The 25,521-nt window shown below is 66.1% G+C and carries 20 protein-coding genes; 15 read left to right on the top strand and 5 right to left on the bottom strand.

Annotation, left to right across the window (positions count from 1 at the left end; all coding sequences use genetic code 11):
* Window positions 1–14: 14 nt before the first annotated feature.
* Window positions 15–2,540 carry a nitrite reductase large subunit NirB gene (nirB, locus tag ACSFA3_RS09500; protein WP_435505201.1) on the bottom strand — a complete coding sequence of 842 codons (2,526 nt, stop codon included), beginning with the start codon at window positions 2,538–2,540 and terminating at the stop codon, window positions 15–17.
* 291 nt (window positions 2,541–2,831) lie between these two features.
* Here nirB and ACSFA3_RS09505 point away from each other — a divergent pair, with 291 nt between their 5' ends.
* The 6 genes from ACSFA3_RS09505 (at window position 2,832) to uvrA (ending at window position 13,187) form a co-directional block, all read left to right on the top strand.
* Entirely contained in the window at window positions 2,832–3,338 is a 507-nt protein-coding gene (locus ACSFA3_RS09505) for a YbaK/EbsC family protein (RefSeq protein WP_435505202.1), read from the top strand.
* A complete protein-coding gene (locus ACSFA3_RS09510) occupies window positions 3,335–3,577 on the top strand; it encodes a DUF1289 domain-containing protein (protein WP_435505203.1) in 243 nt (80 codons plus the stop codon). Before ACSFA3_RS09505 ends, ACSFA3_RS09510 begins: the two co-directional genes overlap by 4 nt.
* Window position 3,578: 1 nt before the next feature.
* Complete coding sequence (locus tag ACSFA3_RS09515) at window positions 3,579–4,220, top strand: 2-hydroxychromene-2-carboxylate isomerase (RefSeq protein ID WP_435505204.1); 642 nt, start codon at window positions 3,579–3,581, stop codon at window positions 4,218–4,220.
* Between the two features lie 151 nt (window positions 4,221–4,371).
* The gene (locus ACSFA3_RS09520) at window positions 4,372–6,066 is read left to right on the top strand and encodes an MFS transporter (RefSeq protein ID WP_435505205.1); all 1,695 of its coding nucleotides are present in this window, start codon (window positions 4,372–4,374) and stop codon (window positions 6,064–6,066) included.
* A 175-nt stretch (window positions 6,067–6,241) separates the two neighbouring features.
* A complete protein-coding gene (locus ACSFA3_RS09525; protein ID WP_435505206.1) occupies window positions 6,242–7,231 on the top strand; it encodes a porin in 990 nt (329 codons plus the stop codon).
* Between the two features lie 148 nt (window positions 7,232–7,379).
* A complete protein-coding gene (gene uvrA, locus ACSFA3_RS09530; protein WP_435505207.1) occupies window positions 7,380–13,187 on the top strand; it encodes an excinuclease ABC subunit UvrA in 5,808 nt (1,935 codons plus the stop codon).
* Window positions 13,188–13,204: 17 nt separating this feature from the next.
* Here uvrA and ACSFA3_RS09535 read toward each other — a convergent pair whose 3' ends face one another.
* Window positions 13,205–14,197, bottom strand: a complete 993-nt coding sequence (locus ACSFA3_RS09535; protein ID WP_435505208.1) for a LysR family transcriptional regulator — start codon at window positions 14,195–14,197, stop codon at window positions 13,205–13,207.
* A 168-nt stretch (window positions 14,198–14,365) separates the two neighbouring features.
* Between ACSFA3_RS09535 and ACSFA3_RS09540 the strand changes: the two genes are divergently transcribed.
* The 8 genes from ACSFA3_RS09540 to ACSFA3_RS09575 all read left to right on the top strand — a co-directional run bounded on the left by ACSFA3_RS09540 (window position 14,366) and on the right by ACSFA3_RS09575 (window position 21,672).
* Window positions 14,366–15,589, top strand: a complete 1,224-nt coding sequence (locus ACSFA3_RS09540; protein WP_435505209.1) for an ABC transporter substrate-binding protein — start codon at window positions 14,366–14,368, stop codon at window positions 15,587–15,589.
* Between the two features lie 22 nt (window positions 15,590–15,611).
* Window positions 15,612–16,493 (top strand): branched-chain amino acid ABC transporter permease, encoded by an 882-nt coding sequence (locus ACSFA3_RS09545; RefSeq protein ID WP_435505210.1) that lies wholly within the window; start codon window positions 15,612–15,614, stop codon window positions 16,491–16,493.
* Window positions 16,493–17,383 carry a branched-chain amino acid ABC transporter permease gene (locus tag ACSFA3_RS09550; protein ID WP_435505211.1) on the top strand — a complete coding sequence of 297 codons (891 nt, stop codon included), beginning with the start codon at window positions 16,493–16,495 and terminating at the stop codon, window positions 17,381–17,383. The genes ACSFA3_RS09545 and ACSFA3_RS09550 overlap by 1 nt, the downstream gene beginning before the upstream one ends.
* Window positions 17,376–18,149 carry an ABC transporter ATP-binding protein gene (locus tag ACSFA3_RS09555; RefSeq protein ID WP_435505212.1) on the top strand — a complete coding sequence of 258 codons (774 nt, stop codon included), beginning with the start codon at window positions 17,376–17,378 and terminating at the stop codon, window positions 18,147–18,149. Before ACSFA3_RS09550 ends, ACSFA3_RS09555 begins: the two co-directional genes overlap by 8 nt.
* Before the next feature lie 2 nt (window positions 18,150–18,151).
* Complete coding sequence (locus tag ACSFA3_RS09560; protein ID WP_435505213.1) at window positions 18,152–18,862, top strand: ABC transporter ATP-binding protein; 711 nt, start codon at window positions 18,152–18,154, stop codon at window positions 18,860–18,862.
* Window positions 18,859–19,380 (top strand): GAF domain-containing protein, encoded by a 522-nt coding sequence (locus tag ACSFA3_RS09565; RefSeq protein WP_435505214.1) that lies wholly within the window; start codon window positions 18,859–18,861, stop codon window positions 19,378–19,380. The genes ACSFA3_RS09560 and ACSFA3_RS09565 overlap by 4 nt, the downstream gene beginning before the upstream one ends.
* Window positions 19,377–20,612 (top strand): metal-dependent hydrolase family protein, encoded by a 1,236-nt coding sequence (locus ACSFA3_RS09570; RefSeq protein WP_435505215.1) that lies wholly within the window; start codon window positions 19,377–19,379, stop codon window positions 20,610–20,612. Before ACSFA3_RS09565 ends, ACSFA3_RS09570 begins: the two co-directional genes overlap by 4 nt.
* An 85-nt stretch (window positions 20,613–20,697) precedes the next feature.
* The gene (locus ACSFA3_RS09575; RefSeq protein WP_435505216.1) at window positions 20,698–21,672 is read left to right on the top strand and encodes a Bug family tripartite tricarboxylate transporter substrate binding protein; all 975 of its coding nucleotides are present in this window, start codon (window positions 20,698–20,700) and stop codon (window positions 21,670–21,672) included.
* Window positions 21,673–21,679: 7 nt separating this feature from the next.
* Here the strand turns inward: ACSFA3_RS09575 and ACSFA3_RS09580 are convergent, their stop codons facing one another.
* The 3 genes from ACSFA3_RS09580 to ACSFA3_RS09590 are packed head-to-tail and all read right to left on the bottom strand — an operon-like array spanning window position 21,680 to window position 24,508.
* On the bottom strand, window positions 21,680–22,675 hold the full coding sequence (locus ACSFA3_RS09580) for a Bug family tripartite tricarboxylate transporter substrate binding protein (protein ID WP_435505217.1): 996 nt from the start codon (window positions 22,673–22,675) through the stop codon (window positions 21,680–21,682).
* Between the two features lie 40 nt (window positions 22,676–22,715).
* A complete protein-coding gene (locus ACSFA3_RS09585; protein WP_435505218.1) occupies window positions 22,716–23,552 on the bottom strand; it encodes a beta-keto acid cleavage family enzyme in 837 nt (278 codons plus the stop codon).
* Window positions 23,549–24,508: a 3-hydroxyacyl-CoA dehydrogenase family protein gene (locus ACSFA3_RS09590; RefSeq protein ID WP_435506189.1), complete on the bottom strand. Its 960-nt coding sequence runs from the start codon at window positions 24,506–24,508 to the stop codon at window positions 23,549–23,551. Before ACSFA3_RS09590 ends, ACSFA3_RS09585 begins: the two co-directional genes overlap by 4 nt.
* Before the next feature lie 91 nt (window positions 24,509–24,599).
* Here ACSFA3_RS09590 and ACSFA3_RS09595 point away from each other — a divergent pair, with 91 nt between their 5' ends.
* The gene (locus tag ACSFA3_RS09595) at window positions 24,600–25,520 is read left to right on the top strand and encodes a LysR family transcriptional regulator (protein WP_435505219.1); all 921 of its coding nucleotides are present in this window, start codon (window positions 24,600–24,602) and stop codon (window positions 25,518–25,520) included.
* Window position 25,521: the final 1 nt, after the last annotated feature.

Here is a 25,521-nt window from a genome sequence, read left to right on the forward strand (position 1 = left end):
CTTGTGTTGTGCTGTCAGACGAGCGCGGGAACGATGTCGATGCGCTCGTTCGCGCTGGCCGGACGGATCTGACCGCGTTCCGGCACGAAGACGACACGCTCGTCCGGCTTGTCGCTGTTGACGAAGGAGCGGAAGCGCTGGCGCACCTTCGGGTCTTCGATGGCAGTCTTCCATTCGCACTGGTAGGTGGCGACGACGTGCTGCATCTGCGCTTCGAGTTCGGCTGCGAGGCCGAGCGTGTCCCTGACGACGACGCCCTTCAGGTAGTCGAGACCGCCTTCGAGGTTGTCGCGCCAGGTGCTGGTGCGCTGCAGCCGGTCGGCGGTGCGCACGTAGAACATCAGGAAGCGGTCGATCAGTTGCACCAGTTCGGCCTTGGTCAGGTCGACGGCCAGCAGTTCGGCATGGCGCGGCTTCATGCCGCCGTTGCCGCAGACGTACAGGTTCCAGCCCTTTTCCGTCGCGATGATGCCGACGTCCTTGCTCTGGGCCTCGGCGCATTCGCGGGTGCAGCCGGAGACGCCGAACTTGATCTTGTGCGGTGCGCGCAGGCCCTTGTAGCGATTCTCGAGTTCGACGGCCAGGCCGACGCTGTCGTCCACACCGTAACGGCACCAAGTCGAGCCGACGCAGCTCTTCACCGTGCGCAACGACTTGCCGTACGCATGACCCGACTCGAAACCCGCCGCGATCAGCTCTTCCCAGATGGCGGGCAACTGCTCGACGCGCGCGCCAAACATGTCGACCCGCTGGCCGCCGGTGATCTTCGTGTAGAGACCGTACTTCTTGGCGATCTGGCCGCAGGCGATCAGTCCGTCCGGCGTGACTTCGCCGCCGGTCATGCGCGGCACGACGGAATAAGTGCCGTCCTTCTGGATGTTGCCGAGGAAGTAGTCGTTGCTGTCCTGCAGGCTGGCCAGATCCTTCTTGAGCACGAAATCGTTCCAGCACGACGCGAAGATGCTGGCCGCGGTCGGCTTGCAGATGTCGCAGCCCAGGCCGCTGCCGTGCTTGTGCAGCAGGTCGGAGAAGGTGCGGATCTCGCCGACGCGCACGAGGTGGTACAGCTCCTGGCGCGAATACGGGAAGTGTTCGCAGAGGTGGTTGTTGACCGCCATGCCGAGCCTGGCCATCTCGACCTTCATCACCTGCGTCACGAGAGGAACGCAGCCGCCGCAGGTCGCGCCGGCCTTGGTGCAGGACTTCATCTCGGCGATGGTGCAGGCGCCGCCGCCGACCGCCGCGTTGATCTCGCCCTTGGTGACGTTGTTGCAGGAGCAGATCTGGGCGGTGTCGGGCAGGGCATCGACGCCGAGGCCGGGCTTGGCCTTGCCGTCGCTCGACGGCAGGATCAGGAATTCGGGGTCCGCCGGCAGCGCGATGCCGTTCAGCGCGATCTGCAGCAGCGTGCCGTATTCGCTCGCATCGCCGATCAGCACCGCGCCGAGAAGTTGCGTGCCATCCGCGCTGACAACGATCTTCTTGTAGATCTGCTTGTGTTCGTTGATGTATTGATAGGAGAGCGAATTTGCCGTCTTGCCGTGCGCGTCGCCGATGCTGGCGACATCGACGCCCATCAGTTTCAGCTTTGTGCTCATGTCGGCACCGGTAAAGGCGGCGTCCTGCTGGCCGGCGAGATGTTTCGCGGCAACGCGCGCCATCTCGTAGCCGGGCGCGACGAGGCCGAAGGTCTGGTCGTTCCAGGCCGCGCATTCGCCGATGGCGTAGATGTCGTGGTCGCTGGTGCGGCAATGGGTGTCGATCGCCACGCCGCCGCGTGCGCCCAGCGCCAGCACCGACTGGCGCGCGAGTTCGTCGCGCGGGCGGATGCCGGCGGAGAACACGATCATGTCGGTCTCCAGATACGTGCCGTCGGCGAACACCATGCGGTGACGCGCGGTCGCGCCGTCGACGATTTCCACCGTGTTGCGGCCGGTGTGCACATGAAGGCCGAGCGCCTCGATGCTGTTGCGCAGGATGCGGCCGCCGCCTTCGTCGACCTGCACCGCCATCAGGCGCGGCGCGAATTCGACGACATGGGTTTCGAGGCCCATGTCGCGCAGCGCCTTCGCGCATTCGAGCCCGAGCAGACCGCCGCCGACCACGACGCCGGTCTTGGAGCGCGCGCCGCATTCCTTCATGCCTTCGAGATCTTCGATGGTCCGGTAGACGAAGCAGTTCGCGCGGTCGCGGCCCGGCACCGGCGGCACGAAGGGCGTCGAGCCGGAAGCGATCACCAGCTTGTCGTAGTGGACGACTTCGCCATCCAGCGTCGTCACGGTCTTGTCGCGCCGCTCGATGGCCGCTGCCTTGGTGGTCAGGCGCAGCGTGAAGCCGGAGCGGTCGAAGAAGCCTTCCTCGACCAGCGAGAGATCGGCTGCGGTCTTGCCGGAGAAGAATTCCGAGAGATGCACCCGGTCGTAGGCGGCGCGGGGCTCCTCGCAAAGGACCGTGACTTCTGCGTTCGGGATGCCGAGGTCGTGAAGCTGCTCGAGAAACTTGTGGCCCACCATGCCGTGGCCGATGACTGCGATTTTCATGTCGACTCCTGCAAATAAGAACGGAACAGGCAAGCCGGTAGCAACTTCGGTCGCTGTCGGTTCGCTCGGATCCCGCCTTCATTAGCGGAGGCACTGTGAAAATCCGCGGCAACGGCGCCGGCGAAACAGTGTGCAGAGTCCAAGCAACATCCATGCCGGATGTTTTGCGCCGCTTGCGCCCTTCCTCGAAGTCGATTCCGACCCCGCCGATGGCTTGCTGCGCCGACATGGCGCACGGACGCCTTTTCCTGGTGCACTGCACCATGCGTCGTTTTTCGTATGCTCGGGTACATGTGCGGTTCCGAACTTCTCCCTATTCCGGCCGGCGTCCAGCGCGTCGCCCTCATGCTGCGCGACGCAGCCCACCCGCACGCGCCGGACATGCTCGACGCATCGGCCCGCACCGCGCAGGACGCGGCCGACGCGCTGGGCGTTGCGCTCGGCCAGATCGCCAAGAGCATCGTCTTCCGCCGCAAGAGCGACGATGTGGCGGTATTGGTCATCACCTCCGGCGATCGCCGCGTGGACCAGAAGAAGGTCGATGCGCTGGTCGGCGCCACGGGCAGGGCGGATGCGGATTTCGTCAAGGCGAAGACCGGGTTCTCGATTGGCGGCGTATCGCCTTTCGCGCATGCGACGCCGACCGTCGTGCTTGTTGACCGCGAGTTGTTCCGCTTTGACGAGGTCTGGGCGGCGGCGGGTCACCCGAATTCGGTGGTTCGGTTGACACCTGCCGACATCGAACGCCTGACAGGTGCGCCGGTCGCGGATGTGACCGTTGTGGTCGCTGTCGAATGAGCCTCGACGACCGCCCGGACAGCCGCGCTGCGCTGGTCGCGAAAGCGGGCGTCGTGGCTGTGCTGGTACGCGATCTGCCGTCGCCGTGCACCTCGGTCTGCCGCATCGATGCAGCCAGTGGGTTGTGTGACGGCTGCTTGCGCACGCTCGACGAGATCGCCGGCTGGAGTCGCATGGACGACGCAGGCAAACGCCAGGTCTGGCGCACCATCGGGCGCCGCGCAAGCCAGGACGCCTGACATGAAACACATCACCTTCTATCTGGACTTCATCTCGCCTTACGCCTATCTGGCCTTCGAGCAACTGCCCGAAGCGCTCGAAGGCCTGAGCTACAGCGTTTGCTACAAGCCGATCCTGCTCGGCGCACTGCTTAAGCAGCACGGCCAGACCGCCCCGGCCGAGACGCCGGCCAAGCGCGCCTGGACCTACCGCCATGTGCTCTGGCTCGGTCATTCGCTCGGCATTCCTTTGCAGATGCCGGCTTCGCATCCATACAGCCCGCTGGCGCATCTTCGGCTGGCGATGTCGACGACAAACGACGGCGAAATCAGCCGCCACGTCGCTGAGACGATCTTCCGCGACGTATGGATCGGCGGCGCGGAAGCCACCGATCCGGCGCGTCTCGCAGCGCTGGCCGCGCGCCTGACGGCCGTGCGAGACGGCAACGGCGATGCAGCGCGCGCCAGCCTGCGCGAGAACGCCGCCGAAGCGATCGCGCTCGACACGTTCGGCGTACCGGCTTTCGCGGTCGACGGACGTGTGTTCTGGGGTCTGGACAGTCTGCCGATGCTGCGTGCGGCGCTGCAGCAAGACGAGTGGTTCGACGGCGTTGCGTGGGCCGAAGCCGACAAGCGGCCGTCGATCCTTCAAGCCAAAGGGTAGTTTTCCTACATGCTGAAACCTGTCGCGCGGGTTTGACCTTAAGTTGTCAGCGGCGGTAAGTTTCGCGAAAGCTTCGGGTCAGTCTCCAGTCAAAGAATGTTTCACGGCCCACTCGACAAGAGCCGCATTCCATTCACAGGAGACAGACCCAATGGCAGCCACACTGGATTCGCGAGGGGTTCCGCATCCCGCGCCCCGACCCATGTCATCGGAAGAGAAGAAGGTCATCTTCGCTTCCTCGCTCGGCACCGTGTTCGAGTGGTACGACTTCTATCTGTACGGCTCGCTGGCGGCAATCATCGCCAGGCAGTTCTTCAGCGGGCTCGATGCCGGAGCGGCCTTCATCTTCGCGCTGCTGGCGTTTGCGGCGGGCTTTCTTGTGCGGCCGTTCGGCGCCATCGTGTTCGGCCGGCTCGGCGACATGATCGGCCGCAAATACACCTTTTTGGTCACCATTCTGATCATGGGCCTGTCGACATTCATCGTCGGCCTGCTGCCCAGCTACGCGACCATCGGCGTCGCGGCGCCGGTCATTCTGATCGCATTGCGCATGCTGCAGGGCCTGGCGCTCGGCGGCGAATACGGCGGTGCTGCCACCTACGTGGCCGAGCATTCGCCGCACGGCAAGCGCGGCGCGTACACATCGTGGATCCAGACCACCGCCACGCTGGGGCTGTTCCTGAGCCTGGTGGTGATTCTCGGCGTGCGGCTGACGGTCGGTGAAGTCGCTTTCGCCGACTGGGGATGGCGCATTCCGTTCGCCGTCTCCATCCTGCTGCTCGGCGTGTCGGTGTGGATCCGGCTGTCGTTGTCGGAATCGCCGGCTTTCCAGAAGATGAAGGCCGAGGGCAAGACGTCGAAGGCGCCGCTGACCGAATCGTTCGGCCAGTGGAAGAATCTGAAGATCGTCATCCTGGCACTCGTCGGCCTGACCGCCGGCCAGGCCGTGGTCTGGTACACCGGCCAGTTCTACGCGCTGTTCTTCCTGACGGCCCAATTGAAGGTCGATGCGACATCGGCCAACCTGATGATCGCGGCAGCCCTGCTGCTCGGCACGCCGTTCTTCGTGATCTTCGGGACGCTGTCGGACAAGATCGGCCGCAAGCCGATCATCATGGCCGGCTGCCTGCTGGCCGTGCTCACCTACTTCCCGGTCTTCAAGATGCTGACCGAGGCCGCCAACCCCGATCTGGCGCGTGCGCAAGCCACGGCCGGCGTCACCGTTACCGCCGATCCGGCGACCTGCTCGTTCCAGGGCAATCCGGTCGCGCGCGAAATCGATTTCCGCAGTTCCTGCGACATAGCCAAGCGCTATCTGGTGCAGAACTCGGTGAGCTACGAAAACGTGGCCGGTGCGGCGGGCTCGAATGCCGTCATCAAGATCGGTGACAAGACCGTGACGGCGCCGGTCGGGAATGTGGTGAACCTGAAGTTCGACGAGGCCTCGGCTAAGCAGATCGCGGCCTTCAAGAAGGAAGTCGGCGACGACCTGAAGCTGGCCACCTACCCGGTCAAGGCCGATCCGGCGAAGACCAACAAGGTGCTCACGGTCGCGCTGCTGTTCTGGCTGGTGTTGCTGGTGACGATGGTCTACGGCCCCATCGCCGCGATGCTGGTCGAGATGTTCCCGACCCGCATCCGCTACACCTCGATGAGCCTGCCGTACCACATCGGGAACGGCTGGTTCGGCGGGCTGCTGCCAACGACGGCTTTCGCAATCGTCGCCAGCACCGGCAACATGTACAACGGTCTCTGGTACCCGATCATCATCGCTGGCGCCACGCTGATCATCGGCACGCTCTTCATCCGCGAGACAAAGGACGTCGACATCTATGCGAACGACTGAACGTCGCGGGCACTAGTTCACGTCAATTTTCGAGAGCGAGCTTTTTGTTCAGATTTCCTTGATTGCTCTGTAGGCGCTTGCTTACAACAATGTCGCACCCCGCACCGGTCTCGGAAGACCGGAGGTGAGGGCCCTCCATTCCGGAAGGCTGCAGGGGCACAACAAGGACATTCGGATGAAGGCATCGCACAAACTCAAGGTCATCAAATCAGTAGAGGCCTTCCTGGCCGTCGCGGCGCTCTCGGGCGCCGCTTCCGCTTCTGCGCAAAGTACGGTTCAGCTCTACGGCCGCGTCAACACGACGGTCGAGCACCAGAAGATCGGCGACGAGTCGGTCAACGGGCTCTACAACAACTCCTCGCGCTTCGGCTTCAAGGGCACCGAAGATCTCGGTGGCGGCCTGCGCGCCGGCTTCGCGCTCGAGAGCGGCTTCGCTTCGGACACCGGCATCAGTGCCAGTCCGTTCTTCGGCCGCCAGAGCGAGGTGAACCTGTCGGGCGCCTTCGGTACGGTGCGACTGGGCCGCTGGATCTCGGAGTCGTACTTCGCGACCGCCGATTACGTCAGCATGCACAACCACGACACCGGTTCGTCGTCGGACGCGCTCTATGCCTACGTGATGCGTGACACCAACAAGATCGCCTACCGTACGCCGAGCTTCGGCAACTTCACGTTCGAAGGCGCGGTCGGCCTGCACGAACAGGCCAACGGCACCGGCGGCAAGACGGCCTACGACCTGGCTGCGAACTACACGGTCGGCGATCTGGCCCTCGGTGCCGGCTACACGTCGCTCGACCAGGCCAAGCAGTTCGCGATCCGCGCGCTGTACACAATGGGTCCGTTCGTTGTCGGCGCTTATGTGCAGCGCGACGAGAACGCCATCATTCCGGACGGCGGCAAGCGCAACAACGTGCGTCTCTCTGCCGCCTATCTGGTCGGCGCTTCGGAGTTCCATGTCAACGTGGGACGTGCGGGCAGCTATTCGAAGTTCGCCGATACCGGCGCTTCGCAATACACGCTTGGCTACAACTACAACCTCAGCAAGCGCACCAAGGTCTACGGCTACTACACGCACGTGAACAACCAGGCCGTCGGCGGCTACCAGACCGGCGACTCGGGCGTGGACTTCAGCTCGCTTGCGGTGGGCGTCCGCCACAACTTCTGATCCGGCGTCCGCCGGACCGGCCCCGCAGCCAGCCCTGGCGCGGGGCTTTTTTCCGTCTGTCCGACAGGCGCTCGCGCAAGACCCTTCCATGTTGGCAGCGACATGCGCTCCCTAGAATGTTTGCCCTTGCTCCCTTCGATCGGCAGACATGACATCCGGCTCCATCCGCATCCGCGGCGCACGCCAGCACAACCTCCAGAATCTCGACCTCGACATCCGCACCGGCGAGATGACCGTGGTCACCGGCCCGAGCGGCTCGGGCAAGTCGAGTCTCGTTTTCGACACGCTGTACGCCGAAGGTCAGCGGCGCTACGTCGAGACTTTCTCGGCCTACGCCCGCCAGTTTCTCGACCGCATGGACAAGCCGGCGGTCGACAAGGTGGAAGGCGTGCCACCGGCCATCGCCATCGACCAGACAAATCCGGTGCGCTCCTCGCGCTCGACGGTCGGCACGATGACCGAACTCAACGATCACCTGAAGTTGCTGTTCGCCCGCGCTGCCAGCCTGTTCGACCGCGAGACCGCCTTGCCGGTGCGTCACGATTCGCCGGATTCGATCTACGCGACGATGCTGGAACGCGCTGCGGCGGCGGGCGATCCACGCATCGTCGTCACGTTCCCGGTCGAGCTGCCAGCCAGCACCACGCCCGATGAAATCACGCAATGGCTGTCCGCCAGCGGCTTCACCCGCGTGCAGGCCGAGCGAGAGATCGCGACGCCAACCGGTCCCCGCAAAGTGCTCGACGTGGTCGCCGACCGCTTTCGCCTGGCCGGTGCCGAACGCGTGCGCGTGCTGGAAGCCATCGAGACCGGTTTGAAGCGCGGTGCGGGGCGGCTGACGGTCTACGCCGTTCCGGCCGAGGACGATGCCAAGCCGGACATCTGGAAATTTTCCACCGGCCTTCACTGCCCCGAAAGCGACATTCGCTACGCCGACCCGATCCCGTCGATGTTCTCGTTCAACTCCGCCGTCGGCGCCTGCGAAACCTGTCGCGGCTTCGGTCGCGTGATCGGCGTCGACTTCGGGCTGGTGATTCCGAACGACAAGCTCACGCTGCGCGCCGGCGCGATCAAGACCATCCAGACGCCCGCATGGAAGGAAGCGCAGGACGACCTCATGCGCCATGCCGAGGACGCCGGCATTCCGCGCGACACCGCGTGGGCCAAGCTGACGCAGGCGCAGAAGGACTGGGTTATCGACGGCTCGCCGAACTGGAACGGCAAATGGAACCAGCAGTGGTTCGGCATCAAGCGCTTCTTCGCCTATCTGGAGAGCAAGGCCTACAAGATGCACATCCGCGTGCTCCTGTCGAAGTACCGCAGCTACACGCCGTGCCCCGATTGCGCGGGTGCGCGGCTCAAGCTCGACAGCCTGCTGTGGCGCATCGGCAGCAAGGAAGACGCGGATGCGGTGCTGGCGCCCGCCAAGCGGTTCATGCCGGTGGGCGTGAAGTGGTCGCGGGAGCAACTGGAAGTGTTGCCGGGGCTGTGTCTGCACGATTTGATGATGTTGCCGATCGAGCGGTTGAGGCGCTTTTTCGAGGGCATCGAGGCCCATGGAAACGGCGCGAATGCGAACGAAGGAGACACCCAGGCGCTGAAGCTCCTCTTCGAAGAAATCACCACCCGCCTGCGCTACCTCCACGACGTCGGCATCGGCTACCTCACGCTCGACCGCCAGAGCCGCACGCTCTCGGGCGGCGAAGTGCAGCGCATTAACCTGACGACCGCCCTCGGCACGTCTCTCGTCAACACGCTCTTCGTGCTCGACGAGCCGAGCATCGGCCTGCATCCGCGCGACATGAACCGCATCACCGAAGCCATGCTGCGCCTGCGCGATGCGGGCAATACGCTGGTGGTGGTCGAGCACGATCCTGCGGTGATGCTGGCCGCCGACCGCGTGATCGACATGGGCCCTGGCCCCGGCATCCGCGGCGGCCAGATCGTGTTCGACGGCACCACCGACGCGCTGCGTAACGCATCCACGCTCACCGGCGATTACCTCGGTGGGCGCAAGCAGATCGGCATGGGCTTCAAGCGCGCCGTCACCGAAAGCACGCCACGCCTCATCCTCGAAGGCGCGCGCGAGCACAACCTGCAGGACATCACGGTCGAGTTTCCGCTGCAGCGTCTGGTGGTCGTCACCGGCGTCAGCGGATCGGGCAAGTCGACGCTGGTGCAGGACGTGCTGGCGCCTGCGCTGATGCGCCACTTCGGCAAGGCGACCGAAACGCCCGGCGAACACGACCGACTGCTCGGCGCCGACCACCTGAGCGAAGTCGTCTTCGTCGACCAGTCGCCGATCGGCAAGACGGCGCGCTCGAATCCGGCCAGCTACGTCGGCGCCTGGGATGCCGTGCGAGAGATCTTCGCCACCGCCGCACTGTCGCGGCAACGCGGCTACACGGCCAGCAAGTTCAGTTTCAACAGCGGCGACGGACGCTGCCCGACCTGCGGCGGATCGGGCTTCGAGCATGTCGAGATGCAGTTCCTGAGCGACGTCTATCTGCGATGCCCGGACTGCGACGGCAAGCGGTATCGGCCCGAGATTCTGGAAGTGATGATCGAACGCGGCGCTCGCATGCTGAACGTTGCCGACGTTCTCGACCTCACAGTCGCCGAAGCCGCGCAGGTCTTCGCCGCCGACCGCGAGGTGCTGCGCACGCTGCAACCCATCATCGACGTCGGCCTCGACTATGTGAAGCTCGGCCAGCCGGTGCCGACGCTGTCGGGCGGCGAGGCACAGCGGCTGAAGCTGGCCGGTTTCCTCGCCGAAGCGGTGAAGAACAACACCGCGAGCAAGCAGTCGCTGGCACGCAAGGGCACCCTGTTCCTGTTCGACGAGCCGACCACCGGCCTGCATTTCGACGACATCGCGCGCCTCATGCGCGCGCTGCGCAAGCTGCTCGACGCCGGCCATTCGCTGGTCGTGATCGAGCACAACCTCGACGTGATTCGTGCCAGCGACTGGCTGATCGACCTCGGCCCGGAGGGCGGCGACGGCGGCGGTCAGATCGTCGCGGTCGGCACGCCGGAACAGGTGCGCGAAATGGCCGGTTCGCTCACCGGCGATGCATTACGCGACTACGAACTGTCGATCGGGCCGTCGCGCTTTTCGGTGCGCGAGCCGCAGCCGCGTGCGCTGCCGGCGTTCGGGCGCGACGCGATCCAGATCGTCAATGCCCGCGAGCACAACCTCAAGAATCTCTCCGTCGACATCCCGCGCGGCAAGTTCAGCGTGGTCACCGGCGTCAGCGGATCGGGCAAGTCGACGCTGGCTTTCGACATCCTGTTCAACGAAGGGCAGCGGCGGTACCTCGAATCGCTCAACGCGTACGCGCGCAGCATCGTGCAGCCGGCGGGCCGGCCCGAAGTCGATGCGGTCTACGGCATTCCGCCGACGGTGGCGATCGAGCAGCGGCTCTCGCGCGGCGGTCGCAAGAGCACGGTCGGCACGACCACCGAGGTGTGGCATTTCCTGCGGCTGCTGTACGTCAAGCTCGGCACGCAGCACTGCATCCACGACGGCGCAGCGGTTCAACCGCAGACGCCCGACAGCATCGCGGCGCAGCTGATGCGCAACTTCAAGGGCCAGCACATCGGACTGCTGGCGCCGCTGGTGAGCAACCGGAAGGGCGTCTACACCGAGCTTGCCGACTGGGCACGGCCGCGCGGCTACACGCATCTGCGCGTCGACGGCGGCTTCCTTCCGACGAACCCGTTTCCGCGACTCGACCGTTTCAAGGAGCACAGCATCGAACTGCCGGTGGCGAGCCTCGACGTGACGCCGGGGAACGAAGCGCAACTGCGCGAGGCGCTGACCAAGGCACTCGAACACGGCAAGGGCGTGCTGCATGTGATGAGCGAACTCGGCGGCCTGCGCGAGGCTCTGGCGGACGGCCAGCCTACATCGGGCATCGGCCGTACGCAGGTGTTCTCGACGCTGCGCGCCTGTCCGGTCTGCAGCACCAGTTACGCGGAACTCGATCCGCGACTGTTCAGCTACAACAGCAAGCACGGCTGGTGCCCGGACTGCGTCGGTACCGGCGTCAAGCTTACGAAAGACCAGCGCAAGGTGTTCGACGATTCGGTGCTGGCGGACGACCAGAAGGGGCGCGAGCAGACCTTTGCCGAGCCTGAAGCCGAAGACGTAGGCGACGTCGTTTGCCCGACGTGCCACGGGACGCGGCTGAATGCAGTGGCGCGGGCCGTGTTGTTTCATGGGGACGCCGCTGCCCCTCACCCCAGCCCTCTCCCCGGGGGGGCGAGGGAGCCCGCATTACTCCCTCTCCTTCCGGGAGAGGGTGCGGGTGAGGGTGAGGGCCTGGGCGTATCCATCGTCGACATCGCCCGCTTGAGCGTGACCGACATCCGCAAGTGGTTCGAGACCTTGGCCCTGACCGGCCGCAACGCAGAGATCGCCCGCGACCTCGTCCCTGAGATCAGGAGCCGTCTCGAATTCCTCGAAGAAGTCGGCCTCGGCTACCTCACGCTCGACCGCGGCGCGCCGACCCTGAGCGGCGGCGAAGCGCAGCGCATCCGCTTGGCAGCGCAGCTCGGCAGCAATCTGCAGGGCGTCTGCTATGTGCTCGACGAGCCGACCATCGGCCTGCACGCACGCGACAACCAGATCCTCCTGAATGCGCTGCACAAGCTCGGCGAGAAGGGCAACACGCTGGTGGTGGTGGAGCACGACGAAGACACGATCCGCCGCGCCGACCACATCATCGACATCGGCCCGAGCGCGGGCAAGCGCGGCGGGCGACTGGTCGCGCAGGGTAGCGTGGCGGACATCGAGGCGGCGGCGGATTCGCAGACCGGACGGTATCTGAGGGATGCGATCCGGCATCCGCTGCAGACGCGGCGCGAGGTACTTGCTTCGTCGGCGAGCGAAAACACATGGCTGACGGTGCACAGGGCGGATCTGCACAACCTGAAGGACGTCACCTCGACGCTGCCGCTGCACCGCCTCGTCGCCATCACCGGCGTTAGCGGATCGGGCAAGTCGACGCTGGCGCGCGATGTGTTGCTCGCCAATGTGCAGGCCATCGTCATCCAGCGCATGACGAAGGCCGGCCGCGATGCGGATGCGGCGGGCAAGCGCCCGGCGTGGACGGGATGCGGCTCGGTCGACGGCTACGAAACCATCGACCGCGTGCTCGAAGTCGACCAGACGCCGATCGGCAAGACGCCGCGCAGTTGCCCGGCGACGTATATCGGGTTCTGGGACACCATCCGCAAGCTGTTCGCGGACACGCTCGAGGCCAAGGCGCGCGGTTATGCGCCTGCGCGCTTCAGCTTCAACACTGGCGAAGGCCGCTGCCCCGGCTGCGACGGCGCGGGCATCCGCACCATCGCCATGAGCTTCCTGCCGGACGTGAAGGTGCCGTGCGAGGTCTGCCACGGCGCGCGCTTCAACCCCGAGACGCTGGCCGTCACATGGCGCGGAAAGAACATCGGCGACGTGCTGCAGATGGAGGTCGACGAGGCGGTCGATTTCTTCGGCACGATGCCGAACATCTCGCATCCTCTGCAGTTGCTGAAGGATGTGGGGCTCGGCTATCTGACGCTGGGACAGCCGTCGCCGACCTTGAGCGGCGGCGAGGCGCAGCGCATCAAGCTGGTGACCGAATTGAGCAAGGTGCGCGACGACGTCACGCGGCGCGGACAGAAGCCGCCGCATACGCTATACGTGCTGGACGAGCCGACGGTCGGCCTGCACATGGCCGACGTCGAGAAGCTGATCCACGTGCTGCACCGGCTGGTGAATGCCGGGCATAGCGTGGTGGTGATCGAGCACGACCTTGATGTGATCGCCGAGGCCGACTGGATCGTCGACCTGGGACCGGACGGCGGGAATGCCGGCGGGCGCATCGTTGCTGCGGCGCCGCCGGAGGAAGTGGTGAGGCTGGGGACGCACACGGGGGTGGCGTTGGGGCCGGTGCTGGCGCGTTAGCGGATCCGGACGAGTCGTCAGCCCACCGCAAACAACTCCGTAAGCACCCGCCGCAACCACACATGCGGCGGGCTGCTCTCATGCCGCTGGTGCCAGATCAGTCCCAGCGGACGTTCCGGCATCGCGATCGGCGGATCGCGCTGGCACAGCCGGTCCGCATAGGCGCTCAGGTCCAGCAGCGATACCGGCAGCACGGCGATGTAGTCGGTCGCGGCCAGTACGGCGAGCGTCTGGGTGTAGTGGTTGAGCGTCAGGATGAGGTTGCGGCGGACGCCGTGCGCTGCGAGCAGGTTGTCGTAGAGTGGCATCGTCATGCCGGGCAGGCAGACGTCGAGATGGCGCGCCGACAGGAAGCGCTCGAGCGTCAGCTTCCCGCGCGCCAGCGGATGGTCGCGGCGCATCAGGCAGCGCGAATGGATCGGCCACAGCGTGCTCGCGCGCAGGCCGCGCGCATGCTGGGCGTCGTCACGATTGGCGCCGATGGCCAGGTCGATGCCTTCACGCTCGAACATCGGGAACATGTTGGCCACGCTGTAGGGAAGCAGGTTGATCTGCACCCGCGGCGCCTCCGTCTCGATGTAGGCGCCAAGCCTCGGCATGACCCGCTCGGCCGTGTAGTCGGACATCGCGATGGTGAACGCGCCTTCGTAGGTCAGCGGATCGAAGGCCTCCGGCGTCAGCACTTTCTCGATCTGAAGGTAGTGCGGCTGAAGTTGTTGCCACAGTTCGAGACCATGACTGGTCGGCCGGATGCCGGTTGCCGTGCGCTCGAAGAGCACATCGCCCAATGCCTCGCGAAGACGCTGCAGCGAATTGCTCACCGCCGATTGCGACAGGCAGAGGGCGGCGCCCGCACGGGTCACGCTGTGCTCCCGCATCAATGCGGCGAACACGCGCAGCAGGTTCAGGTCGAGGCCGTCGAAGGTGCTGCGGCGGGCGCCCGACTGCGGCGCGGGCTGCGCAGCCAGCGTGATCGGCGCGATCGGTTGGAGGGTTATCGGGAGTGACATGTCGTTCCAGCTGAAGCAGAGAGCGTGCCAGTGCCGGGTCAATGACGTTACACCCCATTATTGATGCGGTCGATATCAGTCATTTCCACAATGCGTTTGACGCAGGTTGGCACGAAATCTGTAATCACGGCTGCTTTTTACTTTCGCATTTACCTTCAAGGGGTCGCCGTGAACCGTCTGGACCGTCGTCAGCTTCTCATTTCGGGTGCCGCCACCGCGCTGCTCGCCAGCCGCGGGGCGTGGGCGCAATCCGCATCCTCCTTCCGCATCGGCGCGCTGAATCCGATTTCCGGAGCCGGAGCGAATTTCGGCTCCGGCATGCAGAAAAGCATTCTCTTCGCGGCCGACGAAGTGAATGCGGCCGGCGGTGCCGGTGGACGTAAGTTCGAGGTGTTCGCAGAGGACGACCAGACCAGCCCGAACGCCGCAGTGCTTGCGGCCAAGAAGCTGCTCGAAGTGCATCGCGTGCAGGCGATCCTCGGCACCTGGGCGTCGGGCGTGTCGCTGGCGGTGCTGCCGATGACGAATGCGGCCAACGCCATCCTCATGCACACCTCGGGAGCGGTGGCGCTGGCCGATCCGAAGGTCAACGGCAAGAAGCTGGGTTTTCGCTATCAGGGCAGTTCCAAACATCTGAGCCGCGCGTTCACGACGGCCGCCACCAAGGAAGGCCTGAAGCGCCCGGCCGTCATGGCCCAGAACAATCCCGCGCTCGCCCCGCATGCCGAAGGCTTCCGCAAGGTGTGGGAGGCCAACGGCGGCAAGCTGACCGATTTCGTGCTGTACGAACCGAACCGTCCGAGCTACCGATCCGAACTGCAGCAGGTGCTGCGTTCCAGGCCGGACGGCATCATCCTGTCGGCGTACGTGGCCGATGCGACCGCGATCGTGCGCGACTGGGCGCAGCTCGGCACACCGATGAAATGGATCATTCCGGGCTTCGGCGCCAACGGCGACTTCATCAAGGGCGTAACGCCCGAAGTGGCCGAGGGCATCGTGGTGGTCGAGTCGGTGGTGAACGAGCGCAGCAGCGCCTACGCACGCTTCTCGCGCCAGTACGCGCTGACCGTCAAGCAGGCGCCCGAGAACAACGTCTATGCCGCCATGTGCTACGACATGGTTCAGGTGCTGGCCCTGGCGATCGAAGCGGCCGGACCGGGCGCCGATGCGGTGGCGGTGGCGGCCAAGGTCCGCGAAGTGACGACCGGCAAGGGCCAGTCGGTCGGCAGCTTCGAGGAAGGCAAGAAATTGCTCGCCCAGAAGAAGGCGATCAACTACGAAGGCGCTTCGTCGTCGATCGATTTCGACGACGAGAACGATGTCGATCCGACCTTCGCCGCCTTCGTCATCCGCGCCGGCAAGTGGCAGCGGTCGTACACCATCAACGGCTGATCGCCGCGCGCCGCACACATCCATGGATCTCCTCTGGTCGGACTATCTGAACCTGGCGCTGAACGGGCTCGCCGAAGGGCTGCTCGTCGCGCTGCCCGCGCTGGCGGTCACGCTGGTGTTCGGCGTCGCGCGGTTCCCGAACGCGGCGGTCGGCGACTTCGTCTCGCTCGGCAGCTTCGGTGCGCTGACGGCGCATCGCCTGTCGGGCGGCTCGATGCTGGCTGCGGCGGTCGGCGCCGTGATCGCCGGTGCGGCCGGCACCTGGCTCGGCTGGCGGCTGGCTTTCGCGCCGCTGCTCAAGCGCAACGGGCTGGCGCTGCTGCTGACCTCGATCGGTGTCGGCTTCGTGCTGCGCGCTGCGATGGGGCTGGGTTTCGGGCATGAGATCAAGCTGTTCGATCTGCCGCTGATGCGCGCCTGGCGCTGGGGTCCGCTGGTGATGAATCCGCTGGACATCATGGTCGGCGCGATGTCGCTTGTCTGCGTGGCGCTGGTGTTCGCGCTGCTTCGCTTCACCAGTGTCGGCCGCACGATGCGAGCCATCGCCGACGGCATGGACCTGGCGCGCGTGGTCGGCATCGACAGTCGCGGCGCGATGGCGCGCATGTGGGTGCTCTCGGGCGTGATCTGCGGCATCGCCGGTCTGGCGTTCGGTCTCAAGACGCAGGTGAGCCCGGAGTCGGGCGCCGACCTGTTGCTGCCGGCTTTCGCCGCTGCGGTGGTCGGCGGGCTCGGCAATCCGCTGGGTGCCGTGCTGGGCGCGGTGTGCCTGGGCGTGCTGCAGGAACTGTCGACGCCCTTCGTCGGCTTCACCTACAAGATCGCGCTGTCTTACGTCGTCATGCTGCTGGTGCTGCTGTGGCGTCCGCAAGGGCTGTTCGGCCGGGTGCAGGGAGTCCGCTGATGGAAGCCTATCTGCTCGCCATCTTCATCACGGCGCTGGTCTATGTGCTGCTGACGCTGGGGCTCAACTTTCAGTACGGCTTCACCGGGCTGATCAATTTCGGCTACGTCGGCTTCTTTGCGCTCGGTGCCTATGCAAGCGCGATCTGCACGGCTCGCATGGGCTGGCCGGCATGGACCGGCTTCGCCCTCGGCATGGTGGTGCCGTTCCTGCTCGCATGGCCGCTCGGGCGCGTGGCGCTGCGATTGCGCGACGACTATCTGGCCATCGTGACGCTCGGCTTCTCGGAGATCGTGCGGCTGGTCATCATCAACGAGAAGGACGTGACCAACGGCGGGCAGGGCATCGCCGGCGTGCCGAAGCTGTTCGCGGCCGAAGGCGGCAGCGGCATGGCGGCCGATCTCTGGCTCGCGCTGGCACTGCTGGTGGCCTGCGGCGGCGTTGCGTGGGTAGTGCGCTGCATCGTGAAGAGCCCGTACGGCCGGCTGATACAGGCGATCCGCGACGACGAAACCGCGCTGCTGGCGCTCGGCAAGAACCCGGCGCGCTTCAAGACGCAGGTGCTAATGCTCGGCGGCGGCATCGCCGGACTGGCCGGGTCGTTCTACGCCCACTACGTCGGCTACGTGACGCCCGACCAGTTCCTGCCGATCATCACTTTCCAGGTCTGGATGGCGATGATCATGGGCGGCGTCGGCCGGTTGCGCGGTGCTGTAGTGGGCGCCTTCCTGCTGCTGATCGTGCTCGAAGGTTCGCGTGCGGTACGCGACCTGTTCCCGGGGATTCCCGAGGTCGCGATGTCGAGCGTGCGGCTGGCGGTGATCGGCATCGCGCTGATCCTGTTCATCCGGTTCCGGCCCCAGGGTCTCTTTGGAGCCAACCGTGATTGAGGCGCCCACATCCCTCCAGCTCGAAGCGCGCGACATCGTGCTGAGCTACGGCGACAACGTCGTGCTCGACAAGCTGTCGCTAACGCTCGACACCACGCAGCTCACCGGTCTGATCGGGCCGAACGGCGCCGGCAAGAGCACGCTGTTCTCGGTGCTCAGCGGCTTCATGAAATCGCAGGCCGGCGAGGTGGTCTACCTGGGTCGCACGCTGGGGCGCATGCCGCCCGAACAGCGTGCGCGGCTCGGGCTGATGCGCACGTTCCAGGTGCCGCGCGAGTTCCGGCATCTGACGGTGCTCGAGAACATGCTGGCCGCGCCGTGGGACCAGCCGGGCGAATCGCTGGCGTCTCTGCTGTTCCGGCGCGCCAGCGTTCGGCGCAGCGAGAAGGAGCACACCGAGCAGGCGAACGAATGGCTGCGCTTCCTGCGGCTCGACCATGTCGCCTCGACGCCTGCGGGCCAGCTGTCGGGCGGGCAGAAGAAGCTGCTCGAACTCGGCCGCATCCTGATGCTGAAGCCGCGCTGCGTGCTGCTCGACGAGCCGTATGCGGGTGTCAATCCTGTGCTGATCGAGCAGATCTCGGAGCGCATCCGCGAGCTGCATGCACGCGGCATCGGCTTCGTGATCGTCGAACACAACCTGCATGCGCTGTCGCGGCTGGTCGAACGCATGCTGGTGCTCGACGGCGGCAAGCTGCTGGCCGAGGGCACGCCCGAAACGGTGCTGGCCGATCCGCAGGTCCAGGCGGCCTACATGGGTGCATGACGATGAAAACATCCCGACTCCAGCTCACGGCCCTGTCCGGCGGCTATGCCGAAACCGACATCCTCAAGGGTGTCGACCTGCACGTCGATCCGGGCGAGATCGTGACCGTTGCCGGCACCAACGGCGCCGGCAAGTCGACCATGCTCAAGGCGCTGATGGGCCTGCTGCCCCGCATCGCCGGACAGGCAAAGTGGGGCGACATCGATCTGCACAGCCGGCCGACCGAAAAGCGTCTGGCCGACGGCATCGCCTACGTGCCGCAGGTCGCCAACGTCTTCCCGCGCCTCACCGTGCGCGAGAACCTGTGGGTGGTGCAGGGCATTCCAGGCGTCCGGCAACGGGCGCAGGAAATGTTCGATCTGTTCCCGGCGCTTCAGCCCTTCGCCTCGCGCACGGCCGGCACGCTGTCGGGCGGCGAGCGCCAGCAATTGGCCTTCGCACGCGCACTGATGTCGAAACCGCGCCTGGTCTGCCTCGACGAGCCGACCGCCGCGCTGTCGCCCATCATGGCGAAGGCGATCTTCGGCCACATCGCGCGGCTGCCGTCGTTCGGCGCTGCGGTGCTGATGGTGGAGCAGCGCGCCCGGGATGCGCTCGACATCAGCCATCGCGGCTACATCCTCGACCAGGGACGCGTGGCGCTCGAAGGGCCGGCGCGGCAACTGCTCGACGACCCGCGCGCGGTGGCGCTCTATCTGGGGCATGGCGGATGAGCAAGCGTTCGCAACCCGACGCGGTACGCACGCTGGCGTTGCTGTCGGATGCGACGCGCCGGCTTGCCGAGGCGCGCGACCTTCCGGGGCTTTATCGCGCGGTCGAAGCTGCGCTCGGCGAACTGGTCGGCTTCAGGCTGTTCACGCTGCTGCGTGTCACGCCGATGCGCGACGGGCTGGAGCGTATGCATTCGAGCGACCTGCGGACCTATCCGGCGGGCGGCGTGAAGCCGGTCGCGGACGACCCGTGGCTGCAGCGCCTGCTGGTCGACAACCGCCCATCGCTGTCTCCCGATGCGCATGCGGTGCGGCAGAACTTCCCCGATGCCGAAGCGATCTTCGCGCTGGGCTGCGAGTCGGCGTTGAACGTGCCGATCCTGTTCCAGGGCCGCATCCTGGGTTCGATGAACCTGCTGCATGCGGCGCACTGGTTCCGGCCGAGCGACGCGGCGCTGTGCCAACCCTTCGCCGCGCTGCTCGGCGCCGCCTTCTATTTTTCATCAGGAGTGTCTTCTTGAACCGCATCGTCTTCCGCAACGCCCGTCTGTTCGACGGCCTTCAACGCACGCTGCAGCCGGCGTCGACCGTGGTGGTCGAAGACGGCTTCATCGTGTCCGTGACGCATGGTGATCTGCAGGCCGACGATGCGCAGGTGTTCGATCTCGCAGGCCGCACGCTGATGCCGGGCCTGATCGACGCGCACGTGCACGTCACCGCGACGATCCCCGATTTCTTCAAGCTGTCGATGCTGCCGCAGTCGCTGGTCACGGCGCAGTCCAAGGATGTGCTGGCCGGCATGCTCGACCGCGGCTTCACGACCGTTCGCGATGCGGGCGGCGCCGACGCGGGACTGGTCGAAGCCGTCGACAGCGGCATCTTTGCAGGGCCGCGCCTGTTCATCGCCGGCCGTGCGCTGACGCAGACCGGCGGTCACGGCGACACGCGCCCGGCGTTCTTCCAGAACGTCGGCTGCGCCTGCTGCGGCGCGGTCGGCATCCTGGGCCACATTGCCGACGGCGTGAGCGAAGTGCGCCGTGCGGCGCGCGAGGAAATCCGCAATGGCGCGCACCAGATCAAGGTCATGGCGGGCGGCGGCATCTCGTCGCCGAACGACCCGCTGGAAGGCACTCAGTATTCGATCGAGGAGCTGACGGCCATCGTGCAGGAAGCCACAGCCGCCCGCACCTACGTGATGGCGCATGCGTACTCGCCGGAGGCGATCCTTCGCGCGGTGCGCTGCGGCGTGCGTTCCATCGAGCACGGCAACCTGCTCGACGAAGCCTCGGCGCAGGCGATGGCGGAGGCGGGCACGTTCCTCGTGCCGACACTCGCGACCTACGCCGCCATCGCTGCCAACGCCGACCGGCTCGGCTGGTCGAAGGCGATGCAGGAGAAAACCGACCGCGTGAAGACGCAAGGCATCGAGGCGCTGCGCATCGCGCGCGCCGCCGGCGTGAAGATCGGTCTCGGCACCGATCTGCTGGGCGACATGCACACCTCGCAAAGCGACGAGTTCACATTGCGCCTGCCAGCGATGCCGGCCGACGAGATCGTCTGGAGCGCGACGGCGGTCAATGCGGAACTCATCGGTCGCCAGGGGCTCCTCGGCGCGATCGTCGCCGGCGCACATGCCGATCTGCTTGTCATCGACGGCAATCCGCTGGAAGACATCACGCTGCTGCAGCAACGCGCGCGGATGCCGGTGGTGATGAAGGCCGGGCGCTTCCATCGCTGCGACTTGCCGCAATGACGCCAACGTGACTGGCTAAGGGCAGGCACCGATTGTGCGAGGCCGCCCCGCTCGGCCAAATGGAGAGCTTTGAGGACTCTCGCGCATGCACCGTCGTTCCGTTATCTCCCTTGGCGCCGCCGCTCTGGCCTGCGCCGCCGTGCTATCGCCGCTGGCCGCCCAAGCGCAAGGTTTTCCGGCACGTCCGGTCAAGCTCGTCATCGCCTTCCCGGCCGGCGGACCGACCGACATCACGATGCGGCAGCTTGCCGACAACGCATCGAAGATCCTCGGCCAGCCGGTCATCATCGACAACAAGCCGGGCGCCGGCGGAACCTTGCCGGCGCAGGCGCTGCAGAGTTCGGCGGCCGACGGCTACACGGTTGCGCAGATTCCGCTCGGCGTGTTTCGGCTCGGCTACACGACCAAGCTGAACTGGGACCCGATCAAGGACATCAGCTACGTCATCAACGTCACCGGCTACGCGTTCGGTGTCGTCGTGCCGGCCGACAGCCCGTTCAAGACGTGGGCCGATTTCGTCGCTTACGCAAAAGCCAACCCGGGCGCGCTGACCTACGGTTCAACCGGCAACTTCACCAGTCCGCATCTGACGATGGAAACCGTCGCGCAGAAGGCCGGCATCAAGCTTCAGCACGTGCCGTACAAGGGCAGCGCCGACCTGATGCAGGCGGTGGTCGGCGGCCACCTGATGGCTGCTGCAGACAGCACCGGCTTCGCGCCGCAGGTCGAGGCCGGCAAGCTGCGCGTGCTCAACACCTGGGGCGCCACGCGGCTGGCCAAATTTCCCGACGCACCGACGCTCAAGGAACTCGGCTACGACATCGTGCAGAACTCGCCGTTCGGCATCGGCGCGCCCAAGGGCACGCCGCCGGAGGTCGTGAAGAAGCTGCACGACGCCTTCAAGCAGGCGATGGAAGAGCCGAGCTACGTTGCGTCGCTCGGCCGCTACGACATGCTGCCCAACTACATGAGCTCGGTGGAATACACGAAGTTCGCGCAGGAGACGATGGGCAAGGAGAAGCTGGTGATCGAGAAGCTGGGGCTGGCTAAGGCGCCTTGATCTCGGCTCAATCCACAGTGACCCCGGCATCCTTCACCAGCTTGCCGAGGCGGTCGGCGTCGGCACGGATCAGCTTGCCGAAGCTCTCCGCCGTACCTGCGACGACCGGCGTGCCGATCGCCTCCCAGCGCGTGCGGAATGCCGGATCCTGGAAGATCGCGAGAACGGTCGCATTCAGCTTGTCGACGATGGGCTGCGGCGTGCCTGCCCTCACTGATATGCCGTGCCACGCCGTGAACTCGTAACCGCTCACGCCGGCTTCGGCCATCGTAGGCGCCTGCGGCAGGGTCGGGCTGCGTTGCGGCGAGGTGACGGCCAGCGGAACCAGTTTGCCGGTGGTCAGATAGGGCAACGAGCTGCCCAGGATGTCGAACATCACGTTGACCTGACCGCCCAGCAAGTCGTTCAAGGCCGGTCCGGCGCCGCGGTACGGGATGTGCTTGATCTGCGTCTGCGCGATGGTGTTGAACAGTTCGCCCGCCAGATGCTGCGGCGTGCCGTTGCCTGCCGATGCATAGCTGAGCGGCACCTTGCCCGCCTTGGCCAGCGCGATCAGTTCCTTGACGGTCTTGATACCCAGCGACGGATGCACTTCCAGCACCAGCGGGAATGCGGAGAGCTGCACGACAGGCACCAGATCCTTCATCGGCTCGAACGGCATGCTGCGATAGAGCGACGGATTGACGGCCATCGGGCCGCTGGCTGCGAGCAACAGCGTGTGGCCGTCGGCTGGCTGCTGGCGCGCGACTTCGGCGCTGCCGAGATTGCCGCCGGCGCCGCCCTTGTTGTCGACGATGACCGTGCCGCCGAGGCGCTTCTGCAGCTCGGGCGCGAGCATGCGTGCCATCAGGTCGGTCGGCCCGCCGGGCGGATAGGGCACGACGAAGCGGATGTTTTTCGACGGGTAGGCAGCGGGTTGCGCCAGCGCTGTGCCGACCGTACCGAATGCGGCCAGCGGCAGCAGGGCGGCTGCGAACGCACGGGTGAGTTGTCTTCTGTTCATGGTGCTTGTCTCCTTGTGGATCGTTTTTTGTGGATGTCGGTCAGCGACCGCCGAAGCGCTCGCGTATGTCGTGGCCCGTGGCGAGAGGGCGTCCGAGTGCTGCCGCCGCATCTGCCGCCTGACGCACCAGCGCCGCGTTGTCCGGTGCGATGCTGCCGTCCTTGCACAGCAGGTTGTTCTCGAAGCCGACGCGCGCATGGCCGCCGAGCGCCGCCGCTGCGGTGATGCAGGCGTTCTCGGTGGCGCCGAAGGCACAGACCGCCCACGGTTCCGGACCTTCCTGCGCCGCCAGAAACGGCATCAGATCGCGCGGGTTCGATTGCTGGCCGGCGGTATAGCGCCCTAGCACGAACAGCAGGAACCACGGTGCATCGGGCACGACACCGGCCGCACGCAAGGCGTTCCAGCGCTTCACGTCCGCCGCGTCGTACAGGATGACCTGAACCATCACCCGTTCGCGGGCCAGCCAGCCGAAGAAGTCCTGCAGGCCCGCCTCGCCGATCTCGGGTTTGTCGATCTCGCGCAGGCCGATCGAGACGGCTTCGGGTCGCAGCGCTCGCACCATCGCGATCTGCGCTGGCGCCTGGTAACGGCCGGCGGCTTCGCTGGTCACCTGCAGCACCATGTCGTCGCCGACCGCGCGGCGCACGACCTGCAGTGCTTCGCGATAGCCCTCGACGTCCAGGCTGTGGCGACCGTCGGGCTCCCGGATGTGCATGTGGAGCATCGCGGCGCCGGCTTCGCGGCAGGCTTTGGCCGTGGTCGCGAGCGTCTCGGAGGTGATGGGGACGGCGCTGTGGTCGGACGGCTGCTTGTACGCGCCGTTCGGCGCTACGGTGACGATCAGCGGATCGACATTGGAAAGTGTGGTGGTCATACGGGTATATCGCTGCTGTCGATGGCGGGAAGTTCGGGCGCGAGCAGCGCGAGGCCGTGGCGCAGCAGGGCGTCGTAGCGGGCGCGTTCGGCGATGCGCTTGTCTTCGGGCCAGTCGTAGAAGCCCTTGCCGGTCTTCATGCCGAGATCGCCGCGCGCTACACGGTCGCTCAACGCGCGTGCCGGCTCGGCTGTGTTGGAAAGCGTCGGGTACATGGTCGCGGCGGCTGCGCAGTGGACATCGATCCCGGCATGGTCGCGCTGCATCACCGGCCCGGCCGCCAGGTAGCGGAAGCCGAAACCGAAACGCACCGCTGCATCGACGTCTTCGGCGGAAGCGACGCCTTCGTCGATCAGCGCGAACGCTTCGCGCGATAACGCGTGCTGCAGGCGATTGGCCAGGAAGCCGGGCTTGTCCTTGCGCACCAGCACCGGCACGCTGCCGCAGGCGCGCATGAAACCGCAGAGCCATTCGGCGCGGTCGGGCGCGCTGTCCGTGCCGCAGACCACTTCCACCAGCGGCACCAGATGCGCGGGCATGAAGAAGTGCAGACCCAGCATGCGCGAAGGCGTCGGCAGGTTTCGAGCGATGGCGCTGATCGGAAAACTGGAACTGTTGCTGGCCAGTATCGCGTCGGCCGGTGCAACTTGCGTAAGCGATGCGAAGAGTGCCTGCTTGGCGTCGAGCCGTTCGGTGATGCACTCGACCACCAGCGCAATGCCGGTCCAGTCCACGGCTTCGAGCGTGGCGACGCTGCTGATCAGCCCGGCGCGGTGACCGAGTCCGGCTGCGGCTAGCTCGGCTGCCACATGCGGACCGAGCTTCGCACGCTGGGCTTCGTTCGGATCGACCACTGTGACGCGAGCGCCGCCGCGCGCCAGCACGATGGCGACGTCGGCGCCCATGGTGCCGCCGCCGACGACGACGGTGCGCGCGCCGCGTGAAGAGATGGGCATGCTCATTTGTATTTGTCTCCTTCGTGAACGGCGGAGTCTAGGCAGACGGCATTGCACGGTCCAGACGACTTTTTCGATAGACTGATAAGTTGTGAAGATCAATTGGAACGCTCACGAACTCGATGTTTTCCTGGCATTGGTGGAGACCCTGAGCTTCCGGCGTACCGCGCTGCAGATGCATATGTCGCAGCCTGCCGTGTCGGGCACCGTCGGCCGGCTGGAGTCGATGCTCGCGGCGCGGCTGTTCGACCGCACCACACGTGCGGTGCAGCTCACGGAGGCCGGGCGCGTGTTTGCGGAGCAGGCGCGCTTCGTGCGCCATCAGATGGAAGAAGCGGTGCACCGCGTGCGCGCCGTTGCCGACGTGAAAGTCGGGCGCGTCGCCCTGGCCGCGCTGCCGTCGCTCGCCGCGACGGTGGTACCGCTCGCCTTCGCCAGATTCGCGGCCGACCATCCCGGCGTGCAGCTGGAGCTGGTCGACAGCCTGGCTAATCCGGCGTTCGACATGGTGCGGGCTGGGCGCGTGGACTTCGCGCTTTCCGCGGCCAATCCGGCTTATGCCGATCTCGATTACCTGCCGCTGGCTTCCGACACTTTCGTGCTGCTGCTGCCGTCGGGCCATGCGCTCGCACGCGGAAAGTCGCCGCTGGGCTGGGCCGCCATCGCCGATCTGCCGCACATCTCGATGCCCGCCGGCACCAGCGTTCGCCAGTACGCCGATGCGGCGTTGCTGACGCACAAGCTGCGCTTTGCACCGCGCTATGAAGTCGAGCATCTTGCGACCATCGCGGCGATGGTTGCCGCGGGTGTAGGCGTCAGCGCACTGCCCGAACTCGCCGCCCGCGTGGCGCAGCGCCCCGGCGTGGTGCATCGGCGTCTGGGCTCGCCGGTGCTGCGTCGCCCGATCGGTCTGGTGAGTCTGCGCAACCGGAGTCTGTCGCCGGCAGCGCAGCGGATGGTGGAACTGTTGCGCACTGAACTGGAAGCCGCGGGCCTCACAGCGTTGGCCTGAG

The organism is Variovorax glucosi, from assembly GCF_051216695.1.
GTDB lineage: Bacteria > Pseudomonadota > Gammaproteobacteria > Burkholderiales > Burkholderiaceae_C > Variovorax.

Bases quoted from the DNA above. Each gene is read 5' to 3' on its own strand.
- nirB (WP_435505201.1), bottom strand. From the start codon at position 2,540: ATGAAAATCGCAGTCATCGGCCACGGCATGGTGGGCCACAAGTTTCTC.
- ACSFA3_RS09505 (WP_435505202.1), top strand. From the start codon at position 2,832: ATGTGCGGTTCCGAACTTCTCCCTATTCCGGCCGGCGTCCAGCGCGTC.
- ACSFA3_RS09510 (WP_435505203.1), top strand. From the start codon at position 3,335: ATGAGCCTCGACGACCGCCCGGACAGCCGCGCTGCGCTGGTCGCGAAA.
- ACSFA3_RS09515 (WP_435505204.1), top strand. From the start codon at position 3,579: ATGAAACACATCACCTTCTATCTGGACTTCATCTCGCCTTACGCCTAT.
- ACSFA3_RS09520 (WP_435505205.1), top strand. From the start codon at position 4,372: ATGGCAGCCACACTGGATTCGCGAGGGGTTCCGCATCCCGCGCCCCGA.
- ACSFA3_RS09525 (WP_435505206.1), top strand. From the start codon at position 6,242: ATGAAGGCATCGCACAAACTCAAGGTCATCAAATCAGTAGAGGCCTTC.
- uvrA (WP_435505207.1), top strand. From the start codon at position 7,380: ATGACATCCGGCTCCATCCGCATCCGCGGCGCACGCCAGCACAACCTC.
- ACSFA3_RS09535 (WP_435505208.1), bottom strand. From the start codon at position 14,197: ATGTCACTCCCGATAACCCTCCAACCGATCGCGCCGATCACGCTGGCT.
- ACSFA3_RS09545 (WP_435505210.1), top strand. From the start codon at position 15,612: ATGGATCTCCTCTGGTCGGACTATCTGAACCTGGCGCTGAACGGGCTC.
- ACSFA3_RS09550 (WP_435505211.1), top strand. From the start codon at position 16,493: ATGGAAGCCTATCTGCTCGCCATCTTCATCACGGCGCTGGTCTATGTG.
- ACSFA3_RS09560 (WP_435505213.1), top strand. From the start codon at position 18,152: ATGAAAACATCCCGACTCCAGCTCACGGCCCTGTCCGGCGGCTATGCC.
- ACSFA3_RS09565 (WP_435505214.1), top strand. From the start codon at position 18,859: ATGAGCAAGCGTTCGCAACCCGACGCGGTACGCACGCTGGCGTTGCTG.
- ACSFA3_RS09575 (WP_435505216.1), top strand. From the start codon at position 20,698: ATGCACCGTCGTTCCGTTATCTCCCTTGGCGCCGCCGCTCTGGCCTGC.
- ACSFA3_RS09580 (WP_435505217.1), bottom strand. From the start codon at position 22,675: ATGAACAGAAGACAACTCACCCGTGCGTTCGCAGCCGCCCTGCTGCCG.
- ACSFA3_RS09585 (WP_435505218.1), bottom strand. From the start codon at position 23,552: ATGACCACCACACTTTCCAATGTCGATCCGCTGATCGTCACCGTAGCG.
- ACSFA3_RS09590 (WP_435506189.1), bottom strand. From the start codon at position 24,508: ATGCCCATCTCTTCACGCGGCGCGCGCACCGTCGTCGTCGGCGGCGGC.